General features: G+C 62.5%; 18 protein-coding genes, 1 tRNA gene and 2 pseudogenes. 13 read left to right on the forward strand and 8 right to left on the reverse strand.

Going from position 1 to position 22380, the window contains the following annotated elements; translation table 11 throughout:
* The first annotated feature begins 39 nt into the window (after positions 1 to 39).
* Positions 40 to 648, forward strand: coding sequence for a glutathione S-transferase family protein (locus VDQ28_RS04590; RefSeq protein ID WP_323034818.1), 609 nt, complete (start codon positions 40 to 42; stop codon positions 646 to 648).
* Here the strand turns inward: VDQ28_RS04590 and VDQ28_RS04595 are convergent.
* Positions 645 to 4604 (reverse strand): translocation/assembly module TamB domain-containing protein, encoded by a 3960-nt coding sequence (locus tag VDQ28_RS04595; RefSeq protein ID WP_323034819.1) that lies wholly within the window; start codon positions 4602 to 4604, stop codon positions 645 to 647. The genes VDQ28_RS04590 and VDQ28_RS04595 overlap by 4 nt on opposite strands.
* The gene (locus tag VDQ28_RS04600) at positions 4604 to 6472 is read right to left on the reverse strand and encodes an autotransporter assembly complex family protein (RefSeq protein ID WP_323034820.1); all 1869 of its coding nucleotides are present in this window, start codon (positions 6470 to 6472) and stop codon (positions 4604 to 4606) included. The genes VDQ28_RS04595 and VDQ28_RS04600 overlap by 1 nt, the downstream gene beginning before the upstream one ends.
* A gap of 193 nt (positions 6473 to 6665) precedes the next feature.
* Between VDQ28_RS04600 and VDQ28_RS04605 the strand changes: the two genes are divergently transcribed.
* The 5 genes from VDQ28_RS04605 (at position 6666) to VDQ28_RS04625 (ending at position 11447) form a co-directional block, all read left to right on the forward strand.
* Positions 6666 to 7874 carry an MFS transporter gene (locus VDQ28_RS04605; RefSeq protein ID WP_323034821.1) on the forward strand — a complete coding sequence of 403 codons (1209 nt, stop codon included), beginning with the start codon at positions 6666 to 6668 and terminating at the stop codon, positions 7872 to 7874.
* Between the two features lie 85 nt (positions 7875 to 7959).
* Positions 7960 to 9351, forward strand: coding sequence for an adenosylhomocysteinase (gene ahcY / locus VDQ28_RS04610; protein WP_323034822.1), 1392 nt, complete (start codon positions 7960 to 7962; stop codon positions 9349 to 9351).
* A gap of 168 nt (positions 9352 to 9519) precedes the next feature.
* On the forward strand, positions 9520 to 10071 hold the full coding sequence (locus VDQ28_RS04615; protein WP_323034823.1) for a sugar O-acetyltransferase: 552 nt from the start codon (positions 9520 to 9522) through the stop codon (positions 10069 to 10071).
* A 90-nt stretch (positions 10072 to 10161) separates the two neighbouring features.
* The gene (locus tag VDQ28_RS04620; RefSeq protein WP_323034824.1) at positions 10162 to 10770 is read left to right on the forward strand and encodes a hypothetical protein; all 609 of its coding nucleotides are present in this window, start codon (positions 10162 to 10164) and stop codon (positions 10768 to 10770) included.
* An 80-nt stretch (positions 10771 to 10850) separates the two neighbouring features.
* Positions 10851 to 11447 (forward strand): sulfite oxidase heme-binding subunit YedZ, encoded by a 597-nt coding sequence (locus tag VDQ28_RS04625; RefSeq protein WP_323034825.1) that lies wholly within the window; start codon positions 10851 to 10853, stop codon positions 11445 to 11447.
* Here the strand turns inward: VDQ28_RS04625 and VDQ28_RS04630 are convergent.
* Genes VDQ28_RS04630 through tsaD form a run of 4 tightly spaced genes read right to left on the reverse strand, consistent with a single transcriptional unit; the run spans position 11444 to position 13840 of the window.
* Entirely contained in the window at positions 11444 to 12043 is a 600-nt protein-coding gene (locus VDQ28_RS04630; RefSeq protein ID WP_323034826.1) for an HD domain-containing protein, read from the reverse strand. The genes VDQ28_RS04625 and VDQ28_RS04630 overlap by 4 nt on opposite strands.
* A gap of 21 nt (positions 12044 to 12064) precedes the next feature.
* Positions 12065 to 12478 (reverse strand): EVE domain-containing protein, encoded by a 414-nt coding sequence (locus VDQ28_RS04635; RefSeq protein ID WP_323034827.1) that lies wholly within the window; start codon positions 12476 to 12478, stop codon positions 12065 to 12067.
* A complete protein-coding gene (locus tag VDQ28_RS04640) occupies positions 12478 to 12750 on the reverse strand; it encodes a YciI family protein (protein ID WP_323034828.1) in 273 nt (90 codons plus the stop codon). Before VDQ28_RS04640 ends, VDQ28_RS04635 begins: the two co-directional genes overlap by 1 nt.
* A gap of 10 nt (positions 12751 to 12760) precedes the next feature.
* Positions 12761 to 13840, reverse strand: a complete 1080-nt coding sequence (gene tsaD, locus VDQ28_RS04645) for a tRNA (adenosine(37)-N6)-threonylcarbamoyltransferase complex transferase subunit TsaD (RefSeq protein ID WP_323034829.1) — start codon at positions 13838 to 13840, stop codon at positions 12761 to 12763.
* Between the two features lie 91 nt (positions 13841 to 13931).
* On the opposite strand from tsaD, the gene VDQ28_RS04650 reads away from it, so the two are divergent.
* The 6 genes and pseudogenes from VDQ28_RS04650 (at position 13932) to VDQ28_RS04680 (ending at position 18975) form a co-directional block, all read left to right on the forward strand.
* Positions 13932 to 14672, forward strand: coding sequence for a uroporphyrinogen-III synthase (locus VDQ28_RS04650; RefSeq protein ID WP_323034830.1), 741 nt, complete (start codon positions 13932 to 13934; stop codon positions 14670 to 14672).
* A gap of 49 nt (positions 14673 to 14721) precedes the next feature.
* Entirely contained in the window at positions 14722 to 15915 is a 1194-nt protein-coding gene (locus VDQ28_RS04655) for a COG4223 family protein (RefSeq protein WP_323034831.1), read from the forward strand.
* A 4-nt stretch (positions 15916 to 15919) separates the two neighbouring features.
* Positions 15920 to 17448: pseudogene (locus tag VDQ28_RS04660) on the forward strand (heme biosynthesis protein HemY).
* A 101-nt stretch (positions 17449 to 17549) separates the two neighbouring features.
* Positions 17550 to 17625 (forward strand) — tRNA-Thr (locus VDQ28_RS04670).
* 164 nt (positions 17626 to 17789) lie between these two features.
* Entirely contained in the window at positions 17790 to 18614 is an 825-nt protein-coding gene (locus VDQ28_RS04675) for a tyrosine-type recombinase/integrase (RefSeq protein WP_323034834.1), read from the forward strand.
* Entirely contained in the window at positions 18598 to 18975 is a 378-nt protein-coding gene (locus VDQ28_RS04680; RefSeq protein WP_323034835.1) for a hypothetical protein, read from the forward strand. Before VDQ28_RS04675 ends, VDQ28_RS04680 begins: the two co-directional genes overlap by 17 nt.
* On the opposite strand, the gene istB is transcribed toward VDQ28_RS04680, so the two are convergent.
* Both istB and istA read right to left on the reverse strand, forming a co-directional pair.
* Positions 18908 to 19702 carry an IS21-like element helper ATPase IstB gene (gene istB, locus VDQ28_RS04685; RefSeq protein WP_323034836.1) on the reverse strand — a complete coding sequence of 265 codons (795 nt, stop codon included), beginning with the start codon at positions 19700 to 19702 and terminating at the stop codon, positions 18908 to 18910. The genes VDQ28_RS04680 and istB overlap by 68 nt on opposite strands.
* On the reverse strand, positions 19692 to 21224 hold the full coding sequence (gene istA, locus VDQ28_RS04690) for an IS21 family transposase (protein WP_323034837.1): 1533 nt from the start codon (positions 21222 to 21224) through the stop codon (positions 19692 to 19694). Before istA ends, istB begins: the two co-directional genes overlap by 11 nt.
* 78 nt (positions 21225 to 21302) lie before the next feature.
* On the opposite strand from istA, the pseudogene VDQ28_RS04695 reads away from it, so the two are divergent.
* Positions 21303 to 22178, forward strand: a pseudogene (locus VDQ28_RS04695) (type I restriction-modification enzyme R subunit C-terminal domain-containing protein); the annotation flags it as partial.
* Positions 22179 to 22380: the final 202 nt, after the last annotated feature.

Here is a 22380-nt window from a genome sequence, read left to right on the forward strand (position 1 = left end):
GGCATGGCTTGATGCCGCCAATGAAACCGGAGACGCAACATGACAAATCCATCCTATACCGTGATTGGCGCGGCCACGACTCGGGCAGCGCGCCCGATGTGGATGCTCGAAGAGCTGGGCCTCGTGTACGACTACATTGGCGCCAAACCCCATGGCGACGACGTCACCCGCCATTATGCGCGCGGCAAAGTCCCGGTGCTGTTGGTCGATGGCGAACCGATCACCGACTCGACCGCGATTATCCAGTTTCTGGCCGACAAGCATGGCCAATTCACGCACCCCGCAGGAACACTGGACCGTGCCCGCCAAGACGCGCTGACCCACTGTATTCTGGACGAATTCGATGCCGTGTTGTGGACCAGCGCGCGCCACAGCTTCATCCTGCCCGAAGAACATCGCGTGCCAGCCGTCAAGGAGTCGTTGCGCTGGGAGTTTGCGCGCAATCAGGCCAGCCTGGTCAAGCGCATGGGCGATCAGCCGTTCGTCGCGTGTGACAGCTTCACCGTGCCTGATATCGTGCTGACGCATTGCCTGATGTGGGCGAAATCGGCAAAATTCGAGATCAGCGAACCCGCGTTGCTGGACTATTTCACCCGGATGAAGGCACGGCCGGCCCTGCAACGCGCCTTGGCGCGCGGCAAATCCTAGTAGTCTCGCTCAAAGAAGATACCAACACCGGATCGCCCCTCGGTGTTGGTGCGTCCGCGTAGGGTCACGCTGGACGAGAGATCCAGGTTGATACTGACCTCGCCGCGCCCGCTGTCGTCGATGCTGAGATCGGTATAGACCTGATCGGTGATATAGCGCCCGGCCCGGACCGCCGTTGTCCCGTCGTCATCAACCGTAAAATCAAGATCATCGAGCTGCAACGCATCACGCGTGCGGCCCAGCAGCGAGTTTTCCGCACGACCCGTCAAGGTCGCCACCGAAAGCGCCAATTGCGCGGCTTGAAACGGCGAAAGCGAGGTCAGGGCGCGGCCAAAAATGAGGCGCGCAAGGACCTCGTCCTGTGGCAATTCCGGCGTCGACCTGAAGGTGATCTCGGGGCTGCTGGCGGGGCCGGAAAGGATGATGCTTGTGGTCACGCCATCCGCTTCCGTGGTCGCGATCAGCGTCACGAAGGGCAGGAAGTCACCCACCATATTGGCCGATCCATCGGTCAGGACAAACCGGTTACCCAGCAAATCCAGACGCCCACGGATCAGGTTGAAGCTCCCGGAGGGAACCACCCGCCGCGTGGTTCCCCTCAGTCGCAGCGATCCGCCCATCTCGGCGTCCAGCCCTCGGCCGCGCACGAACACGCGCCCCGGCGCGCGCAATGTCAGGTCCAATCGCATCGGGATCGGCCGCCGCCCATCGCGCGTTCCACTGGCGATACCCGCTGCGATGCGCGTCTGCAAACTGGCCTGATCCTCGCCGACATGTTGCAACCCTTGCAAACGAAACCCTTGCCGCCCCAGCGGAGAGTTGGGGATTCGTATCTCGGCCTGAACGACCGAGACCTCGCCCTGCACCAATGGCCCATTCAGCAAAGGCCCCGTCAAAGACACCTCGCCATTCACGCGCGCATCGAACAACTGCGGTTGCTCGACGATGAAATCCTCGACCCGGACAGTCAGATTCGCCTGTTGCGTGCCATTCAACGTGATGGAACCCTGAACGAACCCGCGCCCCCCGGCCAGTGAATTGCCTTCAATCCGAACCTGCGCGGTCAGGCCGTTCAACGTTGCCTCGCCCTGCAATTCGCGAAATGCAACGGCGGCGCCCGGCTGCACGAAACTGGCGTTTTGCGTGCGCAATTGCATGCGCAGCGAGTCAATGCTCGGCGGCCCATGCAAACCCCCGTTGAACTGAATCAGGCCGCGCACGCTGGACGGCTCAATCATCGCGTTCAACAGCGCGGCTTCGACCTGCCCCGAGAAATCAAGGCCAAGTCGCAGGTCGTCCCCGATGCGGCCATTGGTTGTGACCGAAAGCCCCGACGGCCCCGTCAGGTCGGCCCGCAGATCGTACCCGGTCGCACCCGCGCCCCGCAGAACATCGGCATTGATCTGAACCGCACCAGACAGCCGCGGCACCAAGCGCCCCAGATCGTTGAGCTGCGCCCGCGCAGACATCCGAATGTTGCCCTCGGCATCTTGCGTGCCCTGCGCGGTTACGCTCAGGCCCGACGCCGTGATCTGCGCGCTGTCCACCACGAAACCGCCGTCGGCACCCAGCGTGGCCTCGGCGGCCAGTTGCAACCCGGTCTCCAGGATCTCGTCGATCTGCCTGTTGCCGACCCGCAGCGCCCCATCGCCGCCCAGCGACAGGGTGATCCGTTGCCCGCCCGCGTCACCCGCCCGCACGCGCACCTCACCCGAAACGATCCCGGTTCCGGTCTCGTTGACGGCCGTCAGGTCCAGACGTTGCAAGGCAATCGTCAGGTCTGGATCGGCCTCGGCCCATTGCCCGGACGCCGACAGCGCAATTCGCGGACCGGTCAGGGACACCTGCGAAATCGTCGTGCGCCCCTCCCGGAAAACCAGATCACCGCGCAACCGGTTGGCCCCGTCCAGCAACCCGTTGAGGATATCTGCCGCCGGAAGATTTGGCAGTTGCAGGTCAATCGAAGACCCGTCGAACCGCAATCGTTGGCCCGCGTCTTCGGTTTGCAACATCACATCCATCGCCAGATGTCCGCCATAGCCCGCGCCCATTTGCGACAGATCGTCGGTAGTCAATCTGGCGGTCAGGTCAATGTGTCCGGGCTGCAACTGACCCTGCATCGAGGCATCAACGGCCCGGGTTGTCAGATCCAGCCCGCGCAACTGCGTGCCGTTGACATCCCGCAGCAACGACAGTGCAATCCGCGACTCCCCGGCCAGAAGCGCATCCGCCTCGACCGAGTCCAGGGTCAGATCGGTCGTGACCAGTTCCGCCTCGAAATCGAGCGCGCCGGTCAGCGGATTGGCCCGTCCTTGCACCGTGGCCAAGGCCGAACCCCCCAGCGTGCGGCCCGCAAGCCCCGAAAACGCCGCAAGGTCTGGCGCTGAAATCTCGGTGAATCCGTCATAGGTCAGACCGGCGATCTCGCCATAGGCGGTCAGCGACACGGTTTCCCCCTCCAGCGCCAGACCCGTCAGTTCGATCACCTCGCCGGGACCGGGCCAGACCAAGCTGGCAAGGCCGAACACATCGCTGCCCAACGCCCGTTGCAAGGCCGGGTCCTGGGCCACGATGTCTTGCGCCTGAAAATCAAACACGCCCTCGAAGGTCGGCAGGCTTGGACCCTCATCCGCGTTTTCCGCCCCGTTCAGTGCATTCAATCGACCGCGCGCATCCATGACCGCACGTCCGATTTCAACCTCGGGCAAATCCAGTGTGTCGATTTCGGCGCGAATGCGCCAGTCGCGCGATACCGCCGCGTCATGGGTGATCAGCAGTGTGGCGCTGGTCAGAAAGGCCGCGCCCGAAGTGCCGGGCAACAGCACCGGGTCGCCGCCCGCATTTTCGATTCCGGCCGTCAGTTGCACCATCCGAGGCAAGCCACTCGCGGCAAAGGCCGCCCGCCCCGAGACCCGCATCGAGCCCGTCGTCACCGTCAGCTCGGGAAGCGATATCTCGCCCGAGTCCGAGCGCTGACCGGTCGCCCGCAAGACGCTGCGCGCACCAAAGAACGGGTGCAATTCGGCGTTTAGCAGGGGGCGCAGATCGCCGTCCATCTGCAACGAAAACCCGCCACCCTGCAAGGCGCCGGTTTCCGGGGTTTCATCCACAAACGAGAATTGACCTGTAACGCGCGGAATACCATTCGTCGCAAGGCCGATATCGGCAACAAACGTGTCAATCGGGCCTTCGCCGACAATCGACAGCCCCATCGCCGGGCGCTCAGGAACTCCCAAGATCGTCGCGGCGATCCCGTCCTGCCCCTCCGACATCACCAGATTGAGCGACAAGAACCGGGTTTCATTGTCGAAATCGCCAGAAAAAACAAACGATCCCTCTTGGCCATCTATTCGGTACGACTCGAAGCTCGCCTCGCCTTGCCTGCCTTCCAACGCGGCCGAGCCCCGCAACGAGACGGCGGCCTCCTGACCCAGAATTGCCGGATCAAGCTGCACCCGTTCGGCACTGATCAGACCGATGTTCACGGCAACCGGCAATTCCGGCAGGCTAAACCCCGCACGGGCGGTCGAACTGGGCAGGTTGGAGTCGCTCTTGGTCGAGGGGATGCGCATGATTTCAATGCTTTGCGCGCTCATCTCGTTCACCTCGACGCGCCGGTCGAACAGCGCCGCGCGGTTCCAATCAATCACCACGCCCGACAGGATGATCCAAACCCCCTCATCGTCGGAAATCGACAGTTCTTCAATCGTGGCCCGCGACGACAGCGCGCCTTCGAAGCCACGGATGCGCACCTCTCGACCGGCGTCGGACAGGGCATCTTGCAGCACCCGCACCAACAGCCCTTGGTCGTCTTCAGCGTCCGAAAACGCCGGCCCGGCCAAGAGTATCGCCAGCGCCACCGCGAGGGCGGCCCAGATGCGCCAAAGCCCGATGACACGGTTGCGGCGTGGGATGCGATGCGCCCCCTGCCATGGTATACATGGTTTCCAAGTCATTAGAATGACTGACCAATACCGAGGTAGATCTGATACGAGCTGCTGCCCAACGCGGTTGCGTTACGCCGCAGCGGTGTCGCCAGATCCAACCGTAGCGGGCCGATGGGTGTGTTGTATCGTATGCCGAAGCCGCCGCCGGCTTGCCAGTCACTGGCGCCGTTGAAAACACCCGACGACACCCGCCCGGCATCCGCGAAGGCCGCGAGCGTCAGCGTGTCGGTCATGCGCACCCGCACCTCGCCCGACAGCGACGCAAAGCTGCGCCCGCCCGAGGCAACGCCGCCCGATGTCACGCCAAGCGATTGATAGGGCATCCCGCGGACACTGCCGCCGCCGCCGGTGTAAAACAGGAACCCACGCGGGGTGTTGGCCAGATCGCTGCCATAGATCGCCCCGACCTGCGCGCGTCCGGCAAGGACCACGCGACCGTCAGTCCCGAGATCTGCATAGAGTCGGCTGTCGAACTGCAAGCGCAGGCCGCTTTGCGTCTGGCCAAATCCGGCATAGGGCATGGCCTCTATCCACAGATAATGCCCGGTGCGGGCGTCCAGCGCATTGTCGCGGGTGTCATGCGTTACGCTGAATGGCACACCAAACGAGCCGAAGTTTGCCGAGGTCAGCTTTCCCGCACCATAATCCGCGACTTCAAAGCGCAGCGCGAACCCGAGGCTGGCGCTCAGCGCGTCTGAATATTGGCGGACAAGGCGCGCCGTGATTTCGAAGGAATCCGCATCGTAATCACGCTCGATCAGGCGCACCGCACTGACGCCGACCTCCAGATCGGTATCGCGGTCAATCGTGGCCGGGCGCGTGAAGGCGGCGTTCAGCGCAAAGCCCAGACCATCAACCTGCGCACCGATGCCGTCGACCGACGCCTCCAGCCGCAACCGCTCGGCCCCGCCAAACAGGTTCCGGTGCAGCCAAAATCCGCTCAGCCGGACGCCGGCCTCGGTGTCATACTCGGCACCGAACCCCAATCGACGCGGCGGCGATTCGACAACGCGCGCTTCGACATCCACCGTTCCGTCAGGGTTCTCGCGTTCCGAGGTGCGCATCACCACGCTGGCGAAGGTTCCCGTTGTGCGCAGCCGCGATTCTGCCGCCGCCAGATCTTCGGGGTCATAAACATCGCCCGCGGGCAGACCGGCAATCGCGACAATACGCTCGCTTCGGGTGCGTTCATTGCCTTGAGGCACGACCGCGCCAAATCGCAGTTGTGAGCCGGGCGACAGCACCAAACGCACGTTCAACTGCCGTGTATTGTGGTTCGCGACGACGTTTTGCGCGTGGACCTCGGCATGAGCGTGACCCTGCGCGCGCCAGGCATCCAGCGCGGTGGCCAAGGCTGTCTGAACCAGGACGCTGCGCGCGGGTTGCCCGGTCGCGAAGCCCTCGGGCATGACCGTTCCGGGCGCGAGAGGGGAAACCGACACCTCGCCAAACGTGAACAACGGCCCAAGGTCGATGGCGATCACGATCTGATCAATGGCCCGCGGGTTGGACAGTGGCGAGATATCCGCCGCCTCTCGACCGTCAATCAGAATGTCGATGGTAGGTGCGTAATGGCCGTGCTCATACAGAAGCCCGATCAAACGGCCATATTCAGCGCGCGCCGTGGGCATCAGCTCTACCGGGTCGGTCCGCCCCGCCGCCTCGGCGGCCAGCAGCAAGGAACTGGCGCGCAAGGTCGCCATCAGGTCATCGGAACCGCCGGGAACGCGCAGTTCAATGGAGTTCAACGCCAATGCCGAACCAGGGGACAGCGCAAGACAGAGCAGCATCGCGCGCAGCGCAGCGCCGGGCGCTGGCCGTACGGCCCGCCCAAATGCGCCAACCAGCGCATACCATCCGGCTTTCGCGCGGTTCAAAACCGTAACCTCACAGTGCTGCTCTTTTCAAAGATGTTGCATACTCATGGCATTGTCTCAACCAAATATCGTGTGATCACACGGTTTCAATGCACGGCGCGGCAAAAACACGCCAGTTCCCCGCGCCTGCACCACCTTGACAGCCCAATGCGGAAAAGGGCACTTGATCCATGAACATGTGAAGGATCGCCCGATGGCCGACTCAATTGCTCAATCCTTGCCGCTGCAATCAGCCAGCGACCCGGTCCGCACACATTATCTGGTCATTCTGGCGATTGCCCTTTGCCATTTCATTAACGACGTCATGCAATCCGTGCTTTCGGCCAGCTATCCACTGCTGCGCGACGAGTTTGGCCTGAGCTTCACGCAGATCGGCCTGATGTCACTGGCCTTCATGGGCACGGCCTCGGTCTTGCAGCCCTTGGTCGGCATCGTGACCGACCGCCACCCGTTTCCGCAGTCGCTGACGGTCGGCATGGGCAGCACCATGTTGGGCCTGATCCTGCTCGCCAAAGCACCGTCCTATCCGTTCTTGCTGGCCGGTGCGGCACTGATCGGCGTTGGCTCCGCCGTATTCCACCCCGAAGCCAGCCGCGTGGCACGCGCCGCCGCCGGGCGCAAATTCGGCACCGCACAATCCATTTTCCAGGTCGGTGGAAACGCAGGCCACGCCGCGGGCCCCTTGCTGACCGCATTTATCGTCGTGCCTTTGGGTCGCCCGTCCGTCGCATGGTTTGCCGTTCTGGCGATGGTCGGCATGACGATCCTCAGCCAGGTCGGGCGCTGGTACGCCAATCAGGAGCGCAAAAAACGCAAATCCGTTGCGTCGGACGGCCACGGCCTGCCCCGTCGCCGCATCATCATCACCATCGTCTTGCTGGCTTTTCTGGTCTTTACCAAGAACGCCTATATGGCCAGCATCGCCGCCTATTACACCTTTTTCCTGATCGAGAAATTCGCCCTGAGCACGCAAGACGCGCAACTGATGCTGTTCCTGTTCCTCGCGGCCTCGGCGGTTGGGGTCATCATCGGCGGCCCGATCGGCGACCGGATCGGCACCCGCGCGGTGATCTGGGTGTCAATCCTGGGTGTCTTGCCTTTCACCCTGGCCCTGCCGCATGTCGATCTGTTCTGGACCGGCGTGATGACCGTATTCATCGGCCTGATCCTGTCCTCGGCCTTTCCGGCGATCATCGTTTTCGCCCAAGAGCTGGTCCCCGGTCGCGTCGGCCTGATCGCGGGGGTTTTCTTTGGCATGGCCTTCGGCATCGGTGGCATGGCAGCGGCTGGTCTGGGTCTGGTTGCCGATGCAAAGGGCATCGAATTTGTCTATCAAGTCTGCGCCTATTTGCCCGCCTTGGGCATTCTGGCGGCGTTCTTGCCCAAATTTAACCGGGGCTAACACAAGACGCCACGTTGGCTGCCATTGTCGAAAACCGGGTCTGGTGCTATCTGGGCGTCAACTTATTGACAGACAGGAGCCCGCGATGACTGCGGATTATATCGTTAAAGACATCAACCTTGCCGCGTTTGGTCGCAAGGAACTGGATATTGCCGAAACCGAAATGCCGGGTCTGATGGCGTGCCGCGAAGAATTCGGCACCACCAAGCCGCTGACGGGCGCGCGCATTGTCGGCTCGTTGCACATGACGATTCAGACCGCGGTTCTGATCGAAACGCTGGTCGAGCTGGGCGCCGATGTCCGCTGGGCCTCGTGCAACATTTTCTCGACCCAAGATCACGCCGCCGCGGCGATTGCGGCGGGTGGCACGCCTGTTTTTGCGATCAAGGGTCAGTCGCTGGTTGAGCATTGGGATTATCTGGATCGTTCGTTCCAGTTCCCTGAAGGGGCGAACATGATCCTCGACGATGGCGGCGATGCGACGCTGTATGTGCTGCTGGGCGCGCGCGTCGAGGCGGGCGAAACCGGGTTGATCGAGGTCCCGACCTCGGAAGAGGAAGAGGCGATCTTTGCCCAGATCAAGAAGCGCATGGCGGCCAGCCCCGGCTGGTTCACCAAGACCCGCGCGGCGATCAAGGGTGTTTCCGAGGAAACCACCACCGGCGTTCATCGTCTCTATGATCTGCACAAAAAGGGTCAGTTGCCCTTCCCGGCGATCAACGTGAATGACAGCGTGACGAAATCGAAGTTCGACAACAAATACGGCTGCAAGGAATCGCTGGTGGACGGCATCCGCCGCGCGACGGATACGATGATGGCCGGCAAGGTTGCGGTGGTTTGCGGATATGGTGACGTCGGCAAGGGTTCGGCGGCGTCGCTGGCCGGGGCCGGCGCGCGGGTGAAGGTCACCGAGATCGACCCGATCTGCGCGCTTCAGGCGGCGATGGACGGGTTCGAGGTGGTGACGCTGGAGGATGTGGTTTCGACCGCGGATATCTTCATCACCACGACCGGCAACAAGGACGTGATCCGGCTCGAGCATATGCGTGAGATGAAGGATATGGCGATTGTGGGCAACATCGGGCATTTCGACAACGAAATCCAGGTGGCGGCGCTGAAGAACCATAAATGGACCAACATCAAAGATCAGGTCGACATGATCGAGATGCCCAACGGAAACCGGATGATCCTGCTGTCGCAGGGGCGGCTGTTGAACCTTGGAAACGCGACCGGGCACCCCAGTTTCGTGATGTCGGCCAGCTTTACAAATCAGGTGCTGGCGCAGATCGAATTGTGGACCAAGGGTGACGAATATCAGCCCGGTGTTTATATCCTGCCAAAGGCTCTGGATGAGAAAGTCGCGCGGCTTCATCTGGCGCGGATCGGGGTCAAGCTGACGGAATTGAAGCCCGAGCAAGCCGCTTATATTGGCGTCTCGCAAGAGGGTCCGTTCAAGCCCGAGCATTATCGTTACTAAGGGGCTGTCCCGCGCTGTGTCCCCCCGTGGGACAAGATGCGGGACAAGCAAAATCAACGGCTTGGCTTGCAGCATTAACCCGCTGGCAAGATTTGGAACGGGGGGCGAAAGCTCTCCGTTTCTTGCGTTTGTACGCCGCCCTGCTAGACTTGCGCCAGCGGGGGCAAGATGACAACCGAACGACAGAAAATGGCCGCCGGGGCGTGGTACACCTGCCTTGACGATGAGCTGGAAACGCTGCGCGCCACGGCCCGCGACGCGGTGCATGAACACAACACGCTGCCGCCGACGGAGCGCGGTGCCATCGGGCCGAAGCTGCGCGCCCTGATCACCGCCAGCACTGCGATGATCGAAGCGCCGTTCCATTGCGCCTATGGTTTCAACATCACGCTGGGCGATCAGGTCTATCTGAACGCGGGTTGCACCATTCTGGACACCGCGCCGGTGACGATTGGCGACCAAAGCGCGCTGGGGCCGACTGTGCAGATCTATTGCGCCGAACACCATCAGGACCCGCACAAACGCAGCATCGAGGGGCTGGAGATCGCCCGCCCGGTGCGCATCGGCAAACAGGTCTGGATCGGCGGCGGCGCGATTATTCTGGCGGGCGTCACGATTGGCGACGGCGCGGTGATTGGCGCGGGCAGCGTGGTGACCAAGGATGTCGCGCCCGGGCAGGTTGTGGTCGGCAACCCGGCGCGACCGATAGAACGGCGCTGACCCAACCCCCGTGAGCCCTCGAATGAGGCTGGGCAAGGTGCGGATTCAGTGTCATGCATTCAAGAACAGCAATGCTTAGGACAATACCCCATGAGCACCCCCCCAATTCGCCGCCCTTATGGTCGTATCCTGATCGGCGTCGTGGCGGTCTTGATCTTTGCGGCGGCCGGGTTCTGGTTCTCGGGCTATGGCCGCGCGATGATGTACCGGATGATGCACGCGCAAATGCATGGGCAGATGCATGGCGCGGAGGGCATGGGCCACGATGAGTTGATCATGCCCGGCCTGCAAGGCGTGAACGCGACGGCGGATGAAAGCGCCGATCTGGCGGTGATGTTCAACAATTTCCACACCCTGAGCCGCACCGTCGAGGAACTGCCAAACGGCATTCGCACGGTGACCTCCTCGAGCGACCCTGACGTGATGGGCACGCTGGCAACCCATGTTTTCCAGATGATCCAACGTGTTGAGACGGCGGATGACCCGCAGATCTTCATCCAGAGCCCGACGCTGGACATTTTCTTTGAACGCCCTGAGGCGATCACCACCGAGATTGAATTGACCGATGCGGGGATCGTGGTCGTGCAAACCTCGGATGACCCTGAAATGGTGGCGGCGCTGCACACTCATGCCGCCGAGGTCAGCGACATGGCCGCGCGCGGGATGCAGGCGGTGCATGAGATGATGATGAACAGGTAGCGGATTTCCGGGTTTTTTTGCGACGGAAACCGGGGCGGGCGGCGTGACAGTCTTGTCACTCACAACCCAAGGCTTTCGCGATGTTGTCCCGATTCTCCCCCTATTGGCTGTGGGCGCTGTTCGCCCTGCCCGCCGCGCTGATGTCCTATCAGGCTCTGACCTCGACCGATCCGCGCATTTTTCACCAGCTTGTCCACCCGTCCGGTGAGTTTTCCGCCCGGTTCCTGATCGTCACGATGATGGCGACACCGCTGGCGATGCTGTTCAAAGGCTGGGGGTTTACCCGCTGGCTGCGGAAAAACCGCCGCTATCTGGGGGTCACGGCCTTTGGCTATGCGGCGTTGCACACGGTGTTTTATGTGATCGACAAGGCCTCGGTGGCGACCATCATGGCGGAAGTGCCGCGGTTTTACATCTGGACCGGCTGGATCGCGTTTCTCATTTTTGTGCCGCTGGCGGTGACCTCGACGGATTATTTCATGCGGGTTCTGGGGCCGCGCTGGAAGACGGTGCAGCGTTCGACCTATGTGGCAGCGGTGCTGACCTTGCTGCATTGGGCGAGCCTGCATGACTGGGGCAGCCCGACGGCGGCACTGGTGCATTTCGGCCCGCTGGCGGCACTGGAGGCGTATCGGGTCTGGTACTGGTATCTGCGGCCCCGCCCCCTGCGCGCCTAAAGCGTGAGGGGTGAAACGAACCCCTCGCGCAGAACCGCTGGGTCATAGGCTTTGCGGGCGAAGACCTGACGGACCATGGGTTCGAAATGCTCCAAAGGTTGCGTGTCATAGATGGGATCGAAGGATGATTGATCCCAGCGCTCGCAAAACTCGGCGCAGCTGTTGAAACAGGGGTGGTCCTTGAACCGGTCGCGGGCGTTGCGGTCCCAGCCATAGTGGTGGGCGTAATAGAGCATCTGGAAAATGCCGTGATGTTCGACCACCCAGGCCACATCCCAGCGCACAAAGGGGCGGATGACCTCGGCGGAAAAGCGGTCGTGGTTTTGCGGGGCGAGGCCGTCGCCGATGTCATGCAGCAACGCGCCGACGATCCAGTCGAGGTCGGCGCCATCACGCTCGGCGCGGGTGGCCGATTGCAGGCCGTGTTGCAGGCGGGTGATCGGATACCCTTCGAGCGTGGCCTCGCCGTGGCGGCGCAACTCATCAAGGATGCGGTCGGCAGTCATGGCGTGGAACGGTTTTTCATAGGTGGCAAGCAGGGCGTAATCCTGCTCGGTGCCGTCTTTCATTTGCGTGAAGCTGACGGTTTTCGCCATGATCGTCCTCCGTTTCCGGGGTCAAAGCCCGCCCATTGTGCAGACCAGATCCCATTCTTCTTGCGTCACCGGCTGCACCGAGAGGCGCATCGAGGTGACCAGCGCCATTTGCGACAACTCGGGCGTGGCTTTGACGTCCTTGAGGGTCACAGGGGTCGGCAGCGGTTTCACGGCGCGGATATCGACGCATTCCCAGCGCGGATCGTCGGTGGTGCTGTCGGGGTGCGCGAGGGCGCTGACCTCGGCGATGCCGACGATTTCCAGCCCGATGTTGGAGTGGTAGAAGAACACCTGATCGCCGATCGCCATGTCGCGCATGAAATTGCGGGCCTGGTAATTGCGCACGCCGTCCCATTCCTCGCCGACGTCGCCCTTGGCCACCAGATCATCCCAACTGAATTTGTTGGGCTCGGATTTCATCAACCATTTGGCCATCAGCCGATCACCTTTTTCCATTCCTCGATGCGCACTTTGGCAAACAGGCCGGCCAGCGCATAGGGGTCGGCGGCGGCCCAGTGTTCGGCGGCGGCCTTGTCGGCCACGTCGATCACCACCAGCGAGCCGGTCATGGTGCCCGCGTCCAGAAACGGCCCGGCGAGAGTCACGCAGCCGGTGTCGTTGAGATAGGCCAGATGCGCGTCGCGGGTGGCTTTGCGCAGGGGTTCATGGTCGGCTTTGTCGGTGCAGATCAGGGCGAACAGGGGCATGGGGGTTCCTTCAGGCTTTGGCGCCGCGTTTGCCAGAGCCGATCATGGCGGGCGCGGTGGAGTCAAGCGGCCAGCGGGGCCGCGCGGAGAGGGTCATGTCGTCGGACTGGCCCGTGCGGAACCGCTCGATCCCGGCATAGGCAATCATCGCCGCGTTGTCGGTGCACAGCGCCAAGGGCGGCGCGAGGAACGGCACGGGCGCGGCGACCTGTTCCAGTTGCGCGCGCAGGGTCTTGTTGGCGGCAACGCCCCCTGCCACGGCGAACCCGCTGATATCGGGGCAGAGCGCCAGCGCGCGGCGGGATTTCTCGGTCAGCACGTCGGCGACGGCGGCCTGAAACCCGGCACACAGATCGGCGCGGTCCTGGCGGGTCAGGCCGCCTTTCTCGGCGACAACCGCATCACGCGCCCGCATCAACGCGGTTTTCAGCCCCGAGAAAGACAGGTCACAGCCCGGCCGATCCAGCAAGGGGCGCGGAAAGGCGAAGCGTGCGGGGTCGCCGGTCTGGGCCTCATGTTCCACGCTCGGGCCGCCGGGTTGCGGCAGGCCCAGCAGCTTGGCGGTCTTGTCGAAGGCCTCGCCGGGGGCGTCGTCGATGGTGCCGCCAAGGCGCGTGAAGGCCTGTGGCCCATCGACACGCAGGAACTGGCAATGCCCGCCGGAGACCAGCAGCATAAGATAGGGAAACGCCAGATTGTCGGTCAGGCGCGGAGTCAGAGCGTGGCCCGCGAGGTGGTTCACCCCGACCAAGGGCAGGCCGGTGGCGGCACAGAGCCCCTTGGCCAGCATCACGCCCGACAACACGCCACCGATCAGGCCGGGACCAGCGGTGACGGCAATCCCGTCGAGGTCTTTCAACGTCACGCCCGCCTGCGCCAAGGCCTGCTCGGTGACGAGATCAAGCTTTACCGCATGGGCGCGGGCGGCCAGTTCCGGCACGACCCCGCCAAACGCGGCGTGCAGATCGGTCTGACCGGCAATCACATTGGACAAGACCTGCGCCGCATCACCCGGTGTATGGCGCACCACAGCCGCGCCGGTATCGTCGCAACTGGACTCAAGTCCCAGAAATGTCAGTGTCTTGGTCATGCGTGCGATACGGCCATCAGGTTGCGGTTGACGCAAGGCTGGGGGTATCATCGCGACGCGTCACAGACAATGGGCGCGCCACGAGGCCCTTATGAGACCGCTTTTGCTGCTCACCCGTCCAGACCCGCAGGCCCGGCGATTCGCGCAGCACGCGGCGTTGGAGTGCCCCGCGCATGATGTGCTGATCGCGCCGATGTCGCAGATCGAGGCGCTGCCATTTGACGCATCGGTGTTCCACGGCATTGACGGCCTGGTGCTGACCTCGGTCAACGCGGTGCCGTTGGTGGCCGATCTGGTCGCCCCCGGCCTGCCCGCCTGGTGCGTCGGCCCGGCAACGATCAAAGCCGCGCACAAGGCCGGGTTCAACCCGATTGACGGCGGCGGCGATGCCAAGACCATGATCGCCCGCATGACCAAGGCGCAGCCCGAGGGCGCATGGCTGCACCCGCATGGCGTGCATCTGGCGCGCGATCTGGTGGCAGCCTTGCGCCCCGAGGGCATCAATCTGCGCGATATTGCGGTTTATGAGGCGCGCGCGGTGGCGTGGGCGCAGGGCGCGCGCGACACGGTTATGGCGGCCCCTTGGAGCATCGCACCGCTGTTTTCCCCGCGCGCGGCGGATCTGATTGTGCAACAACTGGCGGGCGAGAAACCCGCGGGGCTGCGACTCGTGGCGATCAGCGAGGCTTGTGCCGCGCGGTTGCCCGACGCGTTTCGCGCGCAAACACGAACCGCGCTGACCCCGGATTCGGCCGGTATGATGCAGGCAATTGCGGCAGAGATGTCGCAGCGGGGGCAAGGATCGCTTGAGGCAGGCCCGGGCAGGCGTTAGACAGGGACAAACGCCAGACGGTTCGGCGTGCGGCACGAAGGAGAAGACGATGTCAGAAACGGAACGCGACCGCACGCGATCGGAGACGGTGATCGACGCCGATGCACCGATTGATGTGTCAGAAGATGTGGTTGCCGAAGACGTCGGAATAGTCCCCGAGGCCAGCAGTGACGCCGAGGTATCTGCCGCGCCCGAGGCCCGCGAAAGCGCGGCTCCGGCACCCGTTGCGGCCTCGTCCGGGGCGGGGACCGGCAGCATGATCATCGGCGGTGTGATCGCGGCCGCGATTGGCGCGGCGGCAACGCTGGTTTTCGTGCCCGAAGGGTGGCGGCCGGTGAATGTCGCGGCACTTGAGACGCGCATCGCCGCCGTCGAAGGGGCCTCTGGCGGGCTGACACAGGCCGACCTGACCGCGGCACTGGCCCCGATGTCTGACCGGATTGCCGCCCTGGAAAGCGCCGCCGCCAGCCTGACCGACCGCATCACGGCGCTCGAAGGTGTTGAGCCACCAGCGAGTCCGGACCTCGCACCGCTGACCGCCCGCATCACGGCGCTGGAAAGCGCCGGGCTGGACCCGGACGCGCTGAACAGCGCTTTGGCCCCGCTGAACGCCCGTCTCGCGCAACTCGAAGGGGATATCGCCCAACAAGCGCGGATTGCCGTGGAGGCGGCTCTGGCACAGGCCCGCGCCGAGATTGACGCGCAAGCCGCCGCACTCACCTCGCGGGAGGGGGATGTGGAGGCCGCGCAATCGCGCATTGCGGCGCGCGCGGCCTTGGCGGAACTGGTTGCCGCCGCGGAATCGGGCGAGCCGCAGCCCGGCGCTCTGGCGACGCTCGCCGCGGTCACCGAGGTTCCCGAGGCGCTGGCACCCTTCGCCGACGGGCTGATCACCCTGACCGCGCTGCAACAAAGCTTTGCCCCCGCCGCCCGCGCTGCCCTCGATGCCGAGGCGCCGCCGCCCGACGCGCCGATGTCGGACCGGGTGCTGAATTTCCTGCGCAGCCAGACCGGCGCGCGCTCGTTGGCACCGCGCGAGGGGGACGACACCGATGCAGTGCTGTCGCGCGCCGAGGCCGCATTGCGCAACGGCGATATCCCGGCCGCCCTGTCCGAACTCGACGCGCTGACCGGCGCGCCCGCCGACGCCATGAGCGCCTGGCGCGCGCAAGCCGAACAACGTCTGGCCGCACTGGCCGCGTTGACCACTTTGCAAGACCAATTCACGGCGAATGAGGGCTGAGACGATGATCTGGACTGTTCTGAAAATCGCTCTGTTTGTGGCCCTCGTTGTCGGTCTGACCCTGGGCGTCGAGGCGCTGATGGATCAAGATGCAGGGATGCGGATCGCCTTTGCGAATACCGAATTCACGCTGGGGCCGATCCAGACCGCGCTGGCGGTGGTGGTGCTGCTGGCGGCCTTGTGGCTGCTGATGAAACTGTCGGGGCTGGCGATTGCCACCTTGCGGTTCATCAACGGCGACGAAACCGCGATCAGCCGTTATTTTGAACGCTCCCGCAAGAATCGCGGCCTCGAGGCCCTGACGGATGGATTTCTGGCGCTGGCCTCGGGCGAAGGCGATCAGGCGCTGGCCAAAGCCCGCCGCGCGGAAAAGCTGCTGGACCGCGAGACGCTGACCAATCTGCTGATGGCGCAAGCCGCCCAGGCCAAGGGCAACACGCAACTGGCGCAGGACTATTACAAGCGGCTGCTGGACGAGGACCGCGCGCGCTTTGTCGGTGTGCGCGGCCTGATGCATCAGCAGATCGACGCCGGAAACCCCGAAAAGGCACGCAAACTGGCCGAAACCGCGCTGAGCCTGCGCCCTGGCCACACCGAGACCCAGGACACGCTGATGTCATTGCAGAATCAGGCGGGCGACTGGTCTGGGGCTCGCAAAACGCTGCTGGAGACCTCGCGCTCGGGCCGGATGCCGCGCAATGTGTTCCAGCGCCGCGACGCCGTCTTGACCCTGCAACAGGCCGAGGCCGAGACACAAAACCTGACCTTGTCTCAGGATCTGGCGATCGAGGCCAACAAATACTCGCCGGAATTGGTGCCCGCCGCCGTCATGGCCGCCGAGGCGCTGATTGCACGCGGCAAGAAGAAACCCGCCGCCAAGGTGCTCAAACGCGCCTGGAAGGCCCAGCCACACCCCGAACTGGCCCGCGCCTTTGCCGCGATCATCCCGGACGAGGCACCCGCCGCGCGCGTCAAGCGTTTTGAGGCGCTCTTGTCGCAAAACGACGGCACCGAAGCCCGCCAGACCCGCGCCGAATTGCTGATCGCCGCCGAGGATTTCCCGCCGCACGGCGCGCCATCGGCGATCTGCATGAAACCGCCCCGACGCAACGCGTGATGACGATCATGGCGGCAATCGAGCGCGGCGAAGGCTCGTCGGATCAGGTGGTGCGCGCCTGGCTGGCCCGCGCCCTGACCGCCCCGCGAGGGCCGCAATGGGTCTGCGAAAAGTGCAAACATGTCCACGCCGGCTGGCACGCCCTGTGCGACAACTGCCATGGCTTCGACACCTTGAGCTGGACCGCAACCCCCGACAGCTCTGGGCCCAGCGCCACCGGAACTGAGATGTTGCCGCTGATCGTTGGTGCGCTGCCGTCGCCAACGACCGACCCCGAGGATGCGCCCGACGCCGAGCTGGTTGACGACGACGCGCCCGAGGAAGATGCGCCCGAAGATTCGCACGACGACGCCTCGGCGACTGACGCCGAAAGCCCGAGCGACGGGTTGGCAGAGGCGCGCAAAGCCGGGCTTTAAATCCGCCATCAAGGGCGAAAAGGGGCTGGATACGGCCCGAGAGCGGTGCTAGACACCGCGCCATCAGACCGGGGCGGCAAGCGCCAACCCGTGTGAAAAGTGCCGCTGTAGCTCAGCTGGTAGAGCACATCATTCGTAATGATGGGGTCGGGGGTTCGAGTCCCTTCAGCGGCACCACTTTTCAATCCGAACAGCACCGAAGACATGCGAAAACCCCTGTGTTATAAGGGTTTTGCGGTGAAGGTTTGTCCAGCAAAGACCAAGCTCATCTCATAGAATGCCCCCGGATTGGGCGCACTTCTGGGGGCATCGCATGAACGCGGTTTTTGGAATGCCCCCACATGCCCTTAAGCGACATACAGATTCGAAATCTGAAGCCAAAGGAGAAGCCCTACAAAGTTTCAGACTTTGATGGCCTCTATGTCACGGTCACGCCAACCGGTTCGCGCCTGTGGCATATGAAGTATCGGATTGAAGGCCGCGAAAAACGGTTGTCATTTGGGGCCTACCCTGCCGTGACCCTTGCCAGCGCAAGACGCCTTCGCGCTCAAGCGCGCGCTTTGTTGGCGAGTGGCGAAGACCCCGGCGCGGTCAAGAAAGAGAAAAAGCGCCTCAGTCGAGAAGCCGATGGCGAAACGTTTGCCAAGTTTGCCGAGGCCTACATCGCCAAGGCCCGCAAAGAGCACAAAGCCCCGGCGACGCTTGCCACGACCGAATGGCTGCTTGGATTAGCCAACGCTGACTTGGGCAATACGCCGATCTCTGACATCACCTCGCCCATCGTTTTGGCCTGTTTGCGCAAGGTCGAGGCCAAGGGAAACTATGAAACCGCCAAACGGCTACGCGCCATCATCGGCGCGGTGTTCCGGCAGGCAATCGCGAACGGTGCCGCCGAAAATGACCCGACATATGCTCTGCGGGGTGCTTTGATCACTCCGACAGTCACCCATCGCGCAGCCATCACTGACCCAACCGAACTGGGAGGCTTGTTGCGCGCCATTGACGGCTTCCACGGCCAAACGACGACGAAGATCGCGTTGCAGTTCCTTTCGATTGTCGCTCAACGTCCGAACGAGATCCGCTTTGCGAAATGGGAAGACTTCGATTTTACACGGCGAGTTTGGTCGATCCCCGCTGAGCAAATGAAAAATGCGACGGCCGCATAAGGTGCCTTTGCCAAATCAGGCGCTTGCCCTGCTGGATGACCTGAGGAGACTAACGGGAAACGGTGTCTATCTGTTCCCGTCGCTGAGAACGCACCTTCGCCCAATGAGTGAGAACACCCTTAACGGGGCCTTGCGACGACTTGGCTATGGCGGCGAAGAAATGACCGCTCACGGATTTCGCGCGACATTCACGACTTTAGCCAACGAAAGCGGTCTGTGGTGTAGATTTCCACGCGGAAGTGAGCCGGGTTTTCCATCGAGAAGTGAGCCACCTCTAGGTTATGTTTCGGGTTTCAGGCTTTGGTCAATACGTGATTGTCCTCCCTCTTTTTCTGCGCCGCGGTGGCTGCACTGGTTTTGAAGCGGAAGCTGTCGTTGCCGGTCTCGAGGATGTGGCAACGATGGGTCAGGCGGTCGAGGAGTGCGGTCGTCATCTTGGGATCGCCGAAGACGGTGGCCCATTCGCTGAAGCTCAGGTTTGTGGTGATGACGACGCTGGTGCGTTCGTAAAGTTTGCTGAGCAGATGGAAGAGCAGCGCACCGCCTGATGCACTGAACGGCAGGTAGCCGAGCTCGTCGAGGATCACGAGATCCAGGCGGACGAGGCTTTCGGCAAGCTGTCCGGCTTTGCCTTTGGCCTTCTCCTGTTCGAGCGTATTGACGAGCTCGATGGTCGAGAAGAAGCGAACCTTGCGGCGGTGATGCTCGACAGCCTGCACGCCAAGGGCTGTCGCGACATGCGTTTTGCCAGTCCCAGGGCCCCCGATCAGCACAACGTTCTGGGCACCGTCCATGAACTCGCCCCGATGAAGTTGGCGCACCGTGGCCTCATTGATCTCACTGGCCGCGAAGTCGAAGGCGGTCAGATCCTTGTAAGCCGGGAAGCGAGCGGCCTTCATGTGATAGGCAATGGACCGGACCTCCCGCTCGGCCACTTCGGCCTTCAGCAATTGAGCGAGCATCGGCACCGCAGCATCAAAGGCTGGTGCGCCTTGTTCCATGAGGTCGGTGACGGCTTGGGCCATGCCATGCATCTTCAAACTGCGCAGCATGATGATGATGGCACCGCTGGCGGGATCATGACGCATGGCGGCCTCCGGCGGTCCGGGCCCGCAGGCCGTCATAGCGTTCGACATTCGCCTTTGGCTCACTGCGCAAAGCCAGTGCCTGTGGTGTTTCGATGTCCGGCCCACCAATCGTCTTTCCGTCAATAAGACGGTGCAGAAGGTTCAGAACGTGAGTTTTGGTTGCCACGCCCTCAGCCAAGGCCATTTCCACGGCGACGAGCACGGCCTGTTCGTCGTGATGCAGAACCAGCGCCAAGATATCAACCATCTCTCTGTCACCGCCAGGCTTGCGCAACATAAGGTCTTGCAGCCGCTTGAAGGCCGGAGGGAATTCCACGAAGGGCGCGCCGTTCCTGAGCGCACCCGGCTTACGCTGAAGGACGGCCAGATAATGGCGCCAATCGTAAATCGTGCGTGGCGGGAGTTGGTGGCTGCGCTCAATCACCCGCACATGCTCGCACAGGATCTGACCCTCGGCAGCGACCACCAAACGCTCTGGATAAACCCGCAAGCTCACAGGCCGGTTCGCAAACGACGCTGGAACACTGTAGCGGTTGCGCTCGAAGCTGATTAGGCAGGTCGGGGACACCCGTTTGCTATGCTCGACAAAGCCATCGAAGGCGGGCGGCAATGGCATCAGCACGGGGTGTTCTGCGGCCCAGACGTCAGCAACATTCCCCGGCAGTGCTGCATGAGGAATCTCATTCCACAACGCCACACAGCGCTGTTCCAGCCAATCATTCAGGGCCGCGAGATCGGGGAAGTCCGGCATGGGTTGCCACAGACGGTGCCTGGCATCCTGCACATTCTTCTCGATCTGCCCCTTCTCCCAGCCGGCGGCAGGATTGCAGAACGCTGGCTCGAACACGTAATGGTTGGCCATTGCGAGGAAGCGCATGTTGACCTGCCGCTCCTTCCCACGACCGACGCGGTCAACAGCGGTGCGCATATTGTCGTAAATTCCACGCCCTGGAACGCCGCCGAAGACCCGGAACCCGTGGCAGTGAGCGTCGAACAGCATCTCGTGCGTTTGCAGCAGATACGCCCGAACCAGAAAGGCCCGGCTATACGACAGCTTGATATGGGCGACTTGTAGCTTGACGCGCTCGCCGCCCAAAACGGCAAAATCCTCGCTCCAGTCAAACTGGAATGCCTCGCCCGGACGAAACGACAGCGGCACGAAGATGCCGCGCCCTGTTGCCTGCTGCTCTCGCTGCCGATCTGCCCGCCAGTCACGCGCAAAAGCCGCGACCCGACCGTAAGACCCATCAAAGCCAAGCACCACCAGATCGGCATGCAGCTGCTTCAGCGTTCGCCGCTGCTTGCGCGACTTGGCCGCCTCCGTCTTCAGCCAACCGGCAAGCTTCTCGGCGAACGGATCGAGCTTGCTTTGCCGCTCCGGTGTCGCGAACTGCGGCTCGATCGTGCCCGCATTCAGATATTTTGTAATCGTATTGCGCGACAATCCAGTGCGACGCGCAATCTCACGGATCGATAGCTTCTCCCGCAAAGACATCCGTCGAATAATGTTCAAAAGTCCCATGTGTATCACTCCGCTGCTCCCCGTTGCGCATCGCGCTGGGGGAAGGGTCACATGGCTCAAATCTCAGTGGAAATTATCCGTCTATCCGGCTCACTTCTGCGTGGAAATCTACAGCATATCGTGCTCATGCGGCCCATTCGGTCGATGATCGAGTTCAAGCAGATCATAGGACGAGGCACGCGCACTTTCGATGGCAAGGACTTCTTCACGATCTGGGACTTTGTGAAAGCCCACGAGAACTTTAGCGATCCGGATTGGGACGGCGAACCGCTTGCGCCTGAACCGCCGGGTGACCCTCGAACGCCGCCAACCGGGCCAGAACCGGGCGGTGAGCCGCCTGAACCCGGCGGCGAAGATCCAACCGATCCGCCACGCGAAAAGATCGTTGTCAAACTCTCGGACGGAAAAGCACGTCGCATCGCCTATGCCGCAACAACGACCTATTGGAGCGCAGATGGTAAGCCCATCTCTGCTACGCAGTTCCTGGAGCGGCTGCTCGGCGATCTGTCCGGTTTGATTGCCAACGAAGATCAGCTTCGGAGTGTCTGGAGCAACCCGGATAATCGCGAAAAGCTGCTTGGCCAGCTTTCGGACCGAGGTTACGACCAAGACAGGTTGGACGACATTCGACGGCTTGTGGATGCACCCGATAGCGACCTCTTCGATGTTCTCAGCTATGTGCTTTACACGCGAGAGCCGATGAGACGTTCAGAACGCGCTGAATATGTGCGCGGCAAGAACTCCGAGATTGAAAACACCGATCTACGAGAGTTTCTGATGTCGATCTTGAAGGCGTATGAAGAGAACGGAGAGAGTGAGCTGGCGACGCGTAAGCTAGGACAGTTCATAAACGCGAAGTTCGGCCGGGTGAGTGAAAGCAAGGCACGATTGGGCGATCTTTCAACGGTCAAATCGGCATACTCAAATATGCAGGCAGATTTGTATTCTCGGTGACAAAACCCAACTTGGGGGTATTATTGGGGGCATCGAGGAAGTATTGAATTGCTTTATGTAATTATTCCATATGCTTACGCTTCCAACTCGACTCCCTTCAGCGCACCAATTTTCAATCCGAACAGCACCGAAACCGGATCATTGGCATTCGGCTGCGCGCCACGGTCGGGAAAGCACTGCGTTGTGGCGAGAGGTTTTGCCG

This window comes from Pararhodobacter sp., from assembly GCF_034676545.1.
Taxonomy (GTDB): Bacteria; Pseudomonadota; Alphaproteobacteria; order Rhodobacterales; family Rhodobacteraceae; genus Pararhodobacter.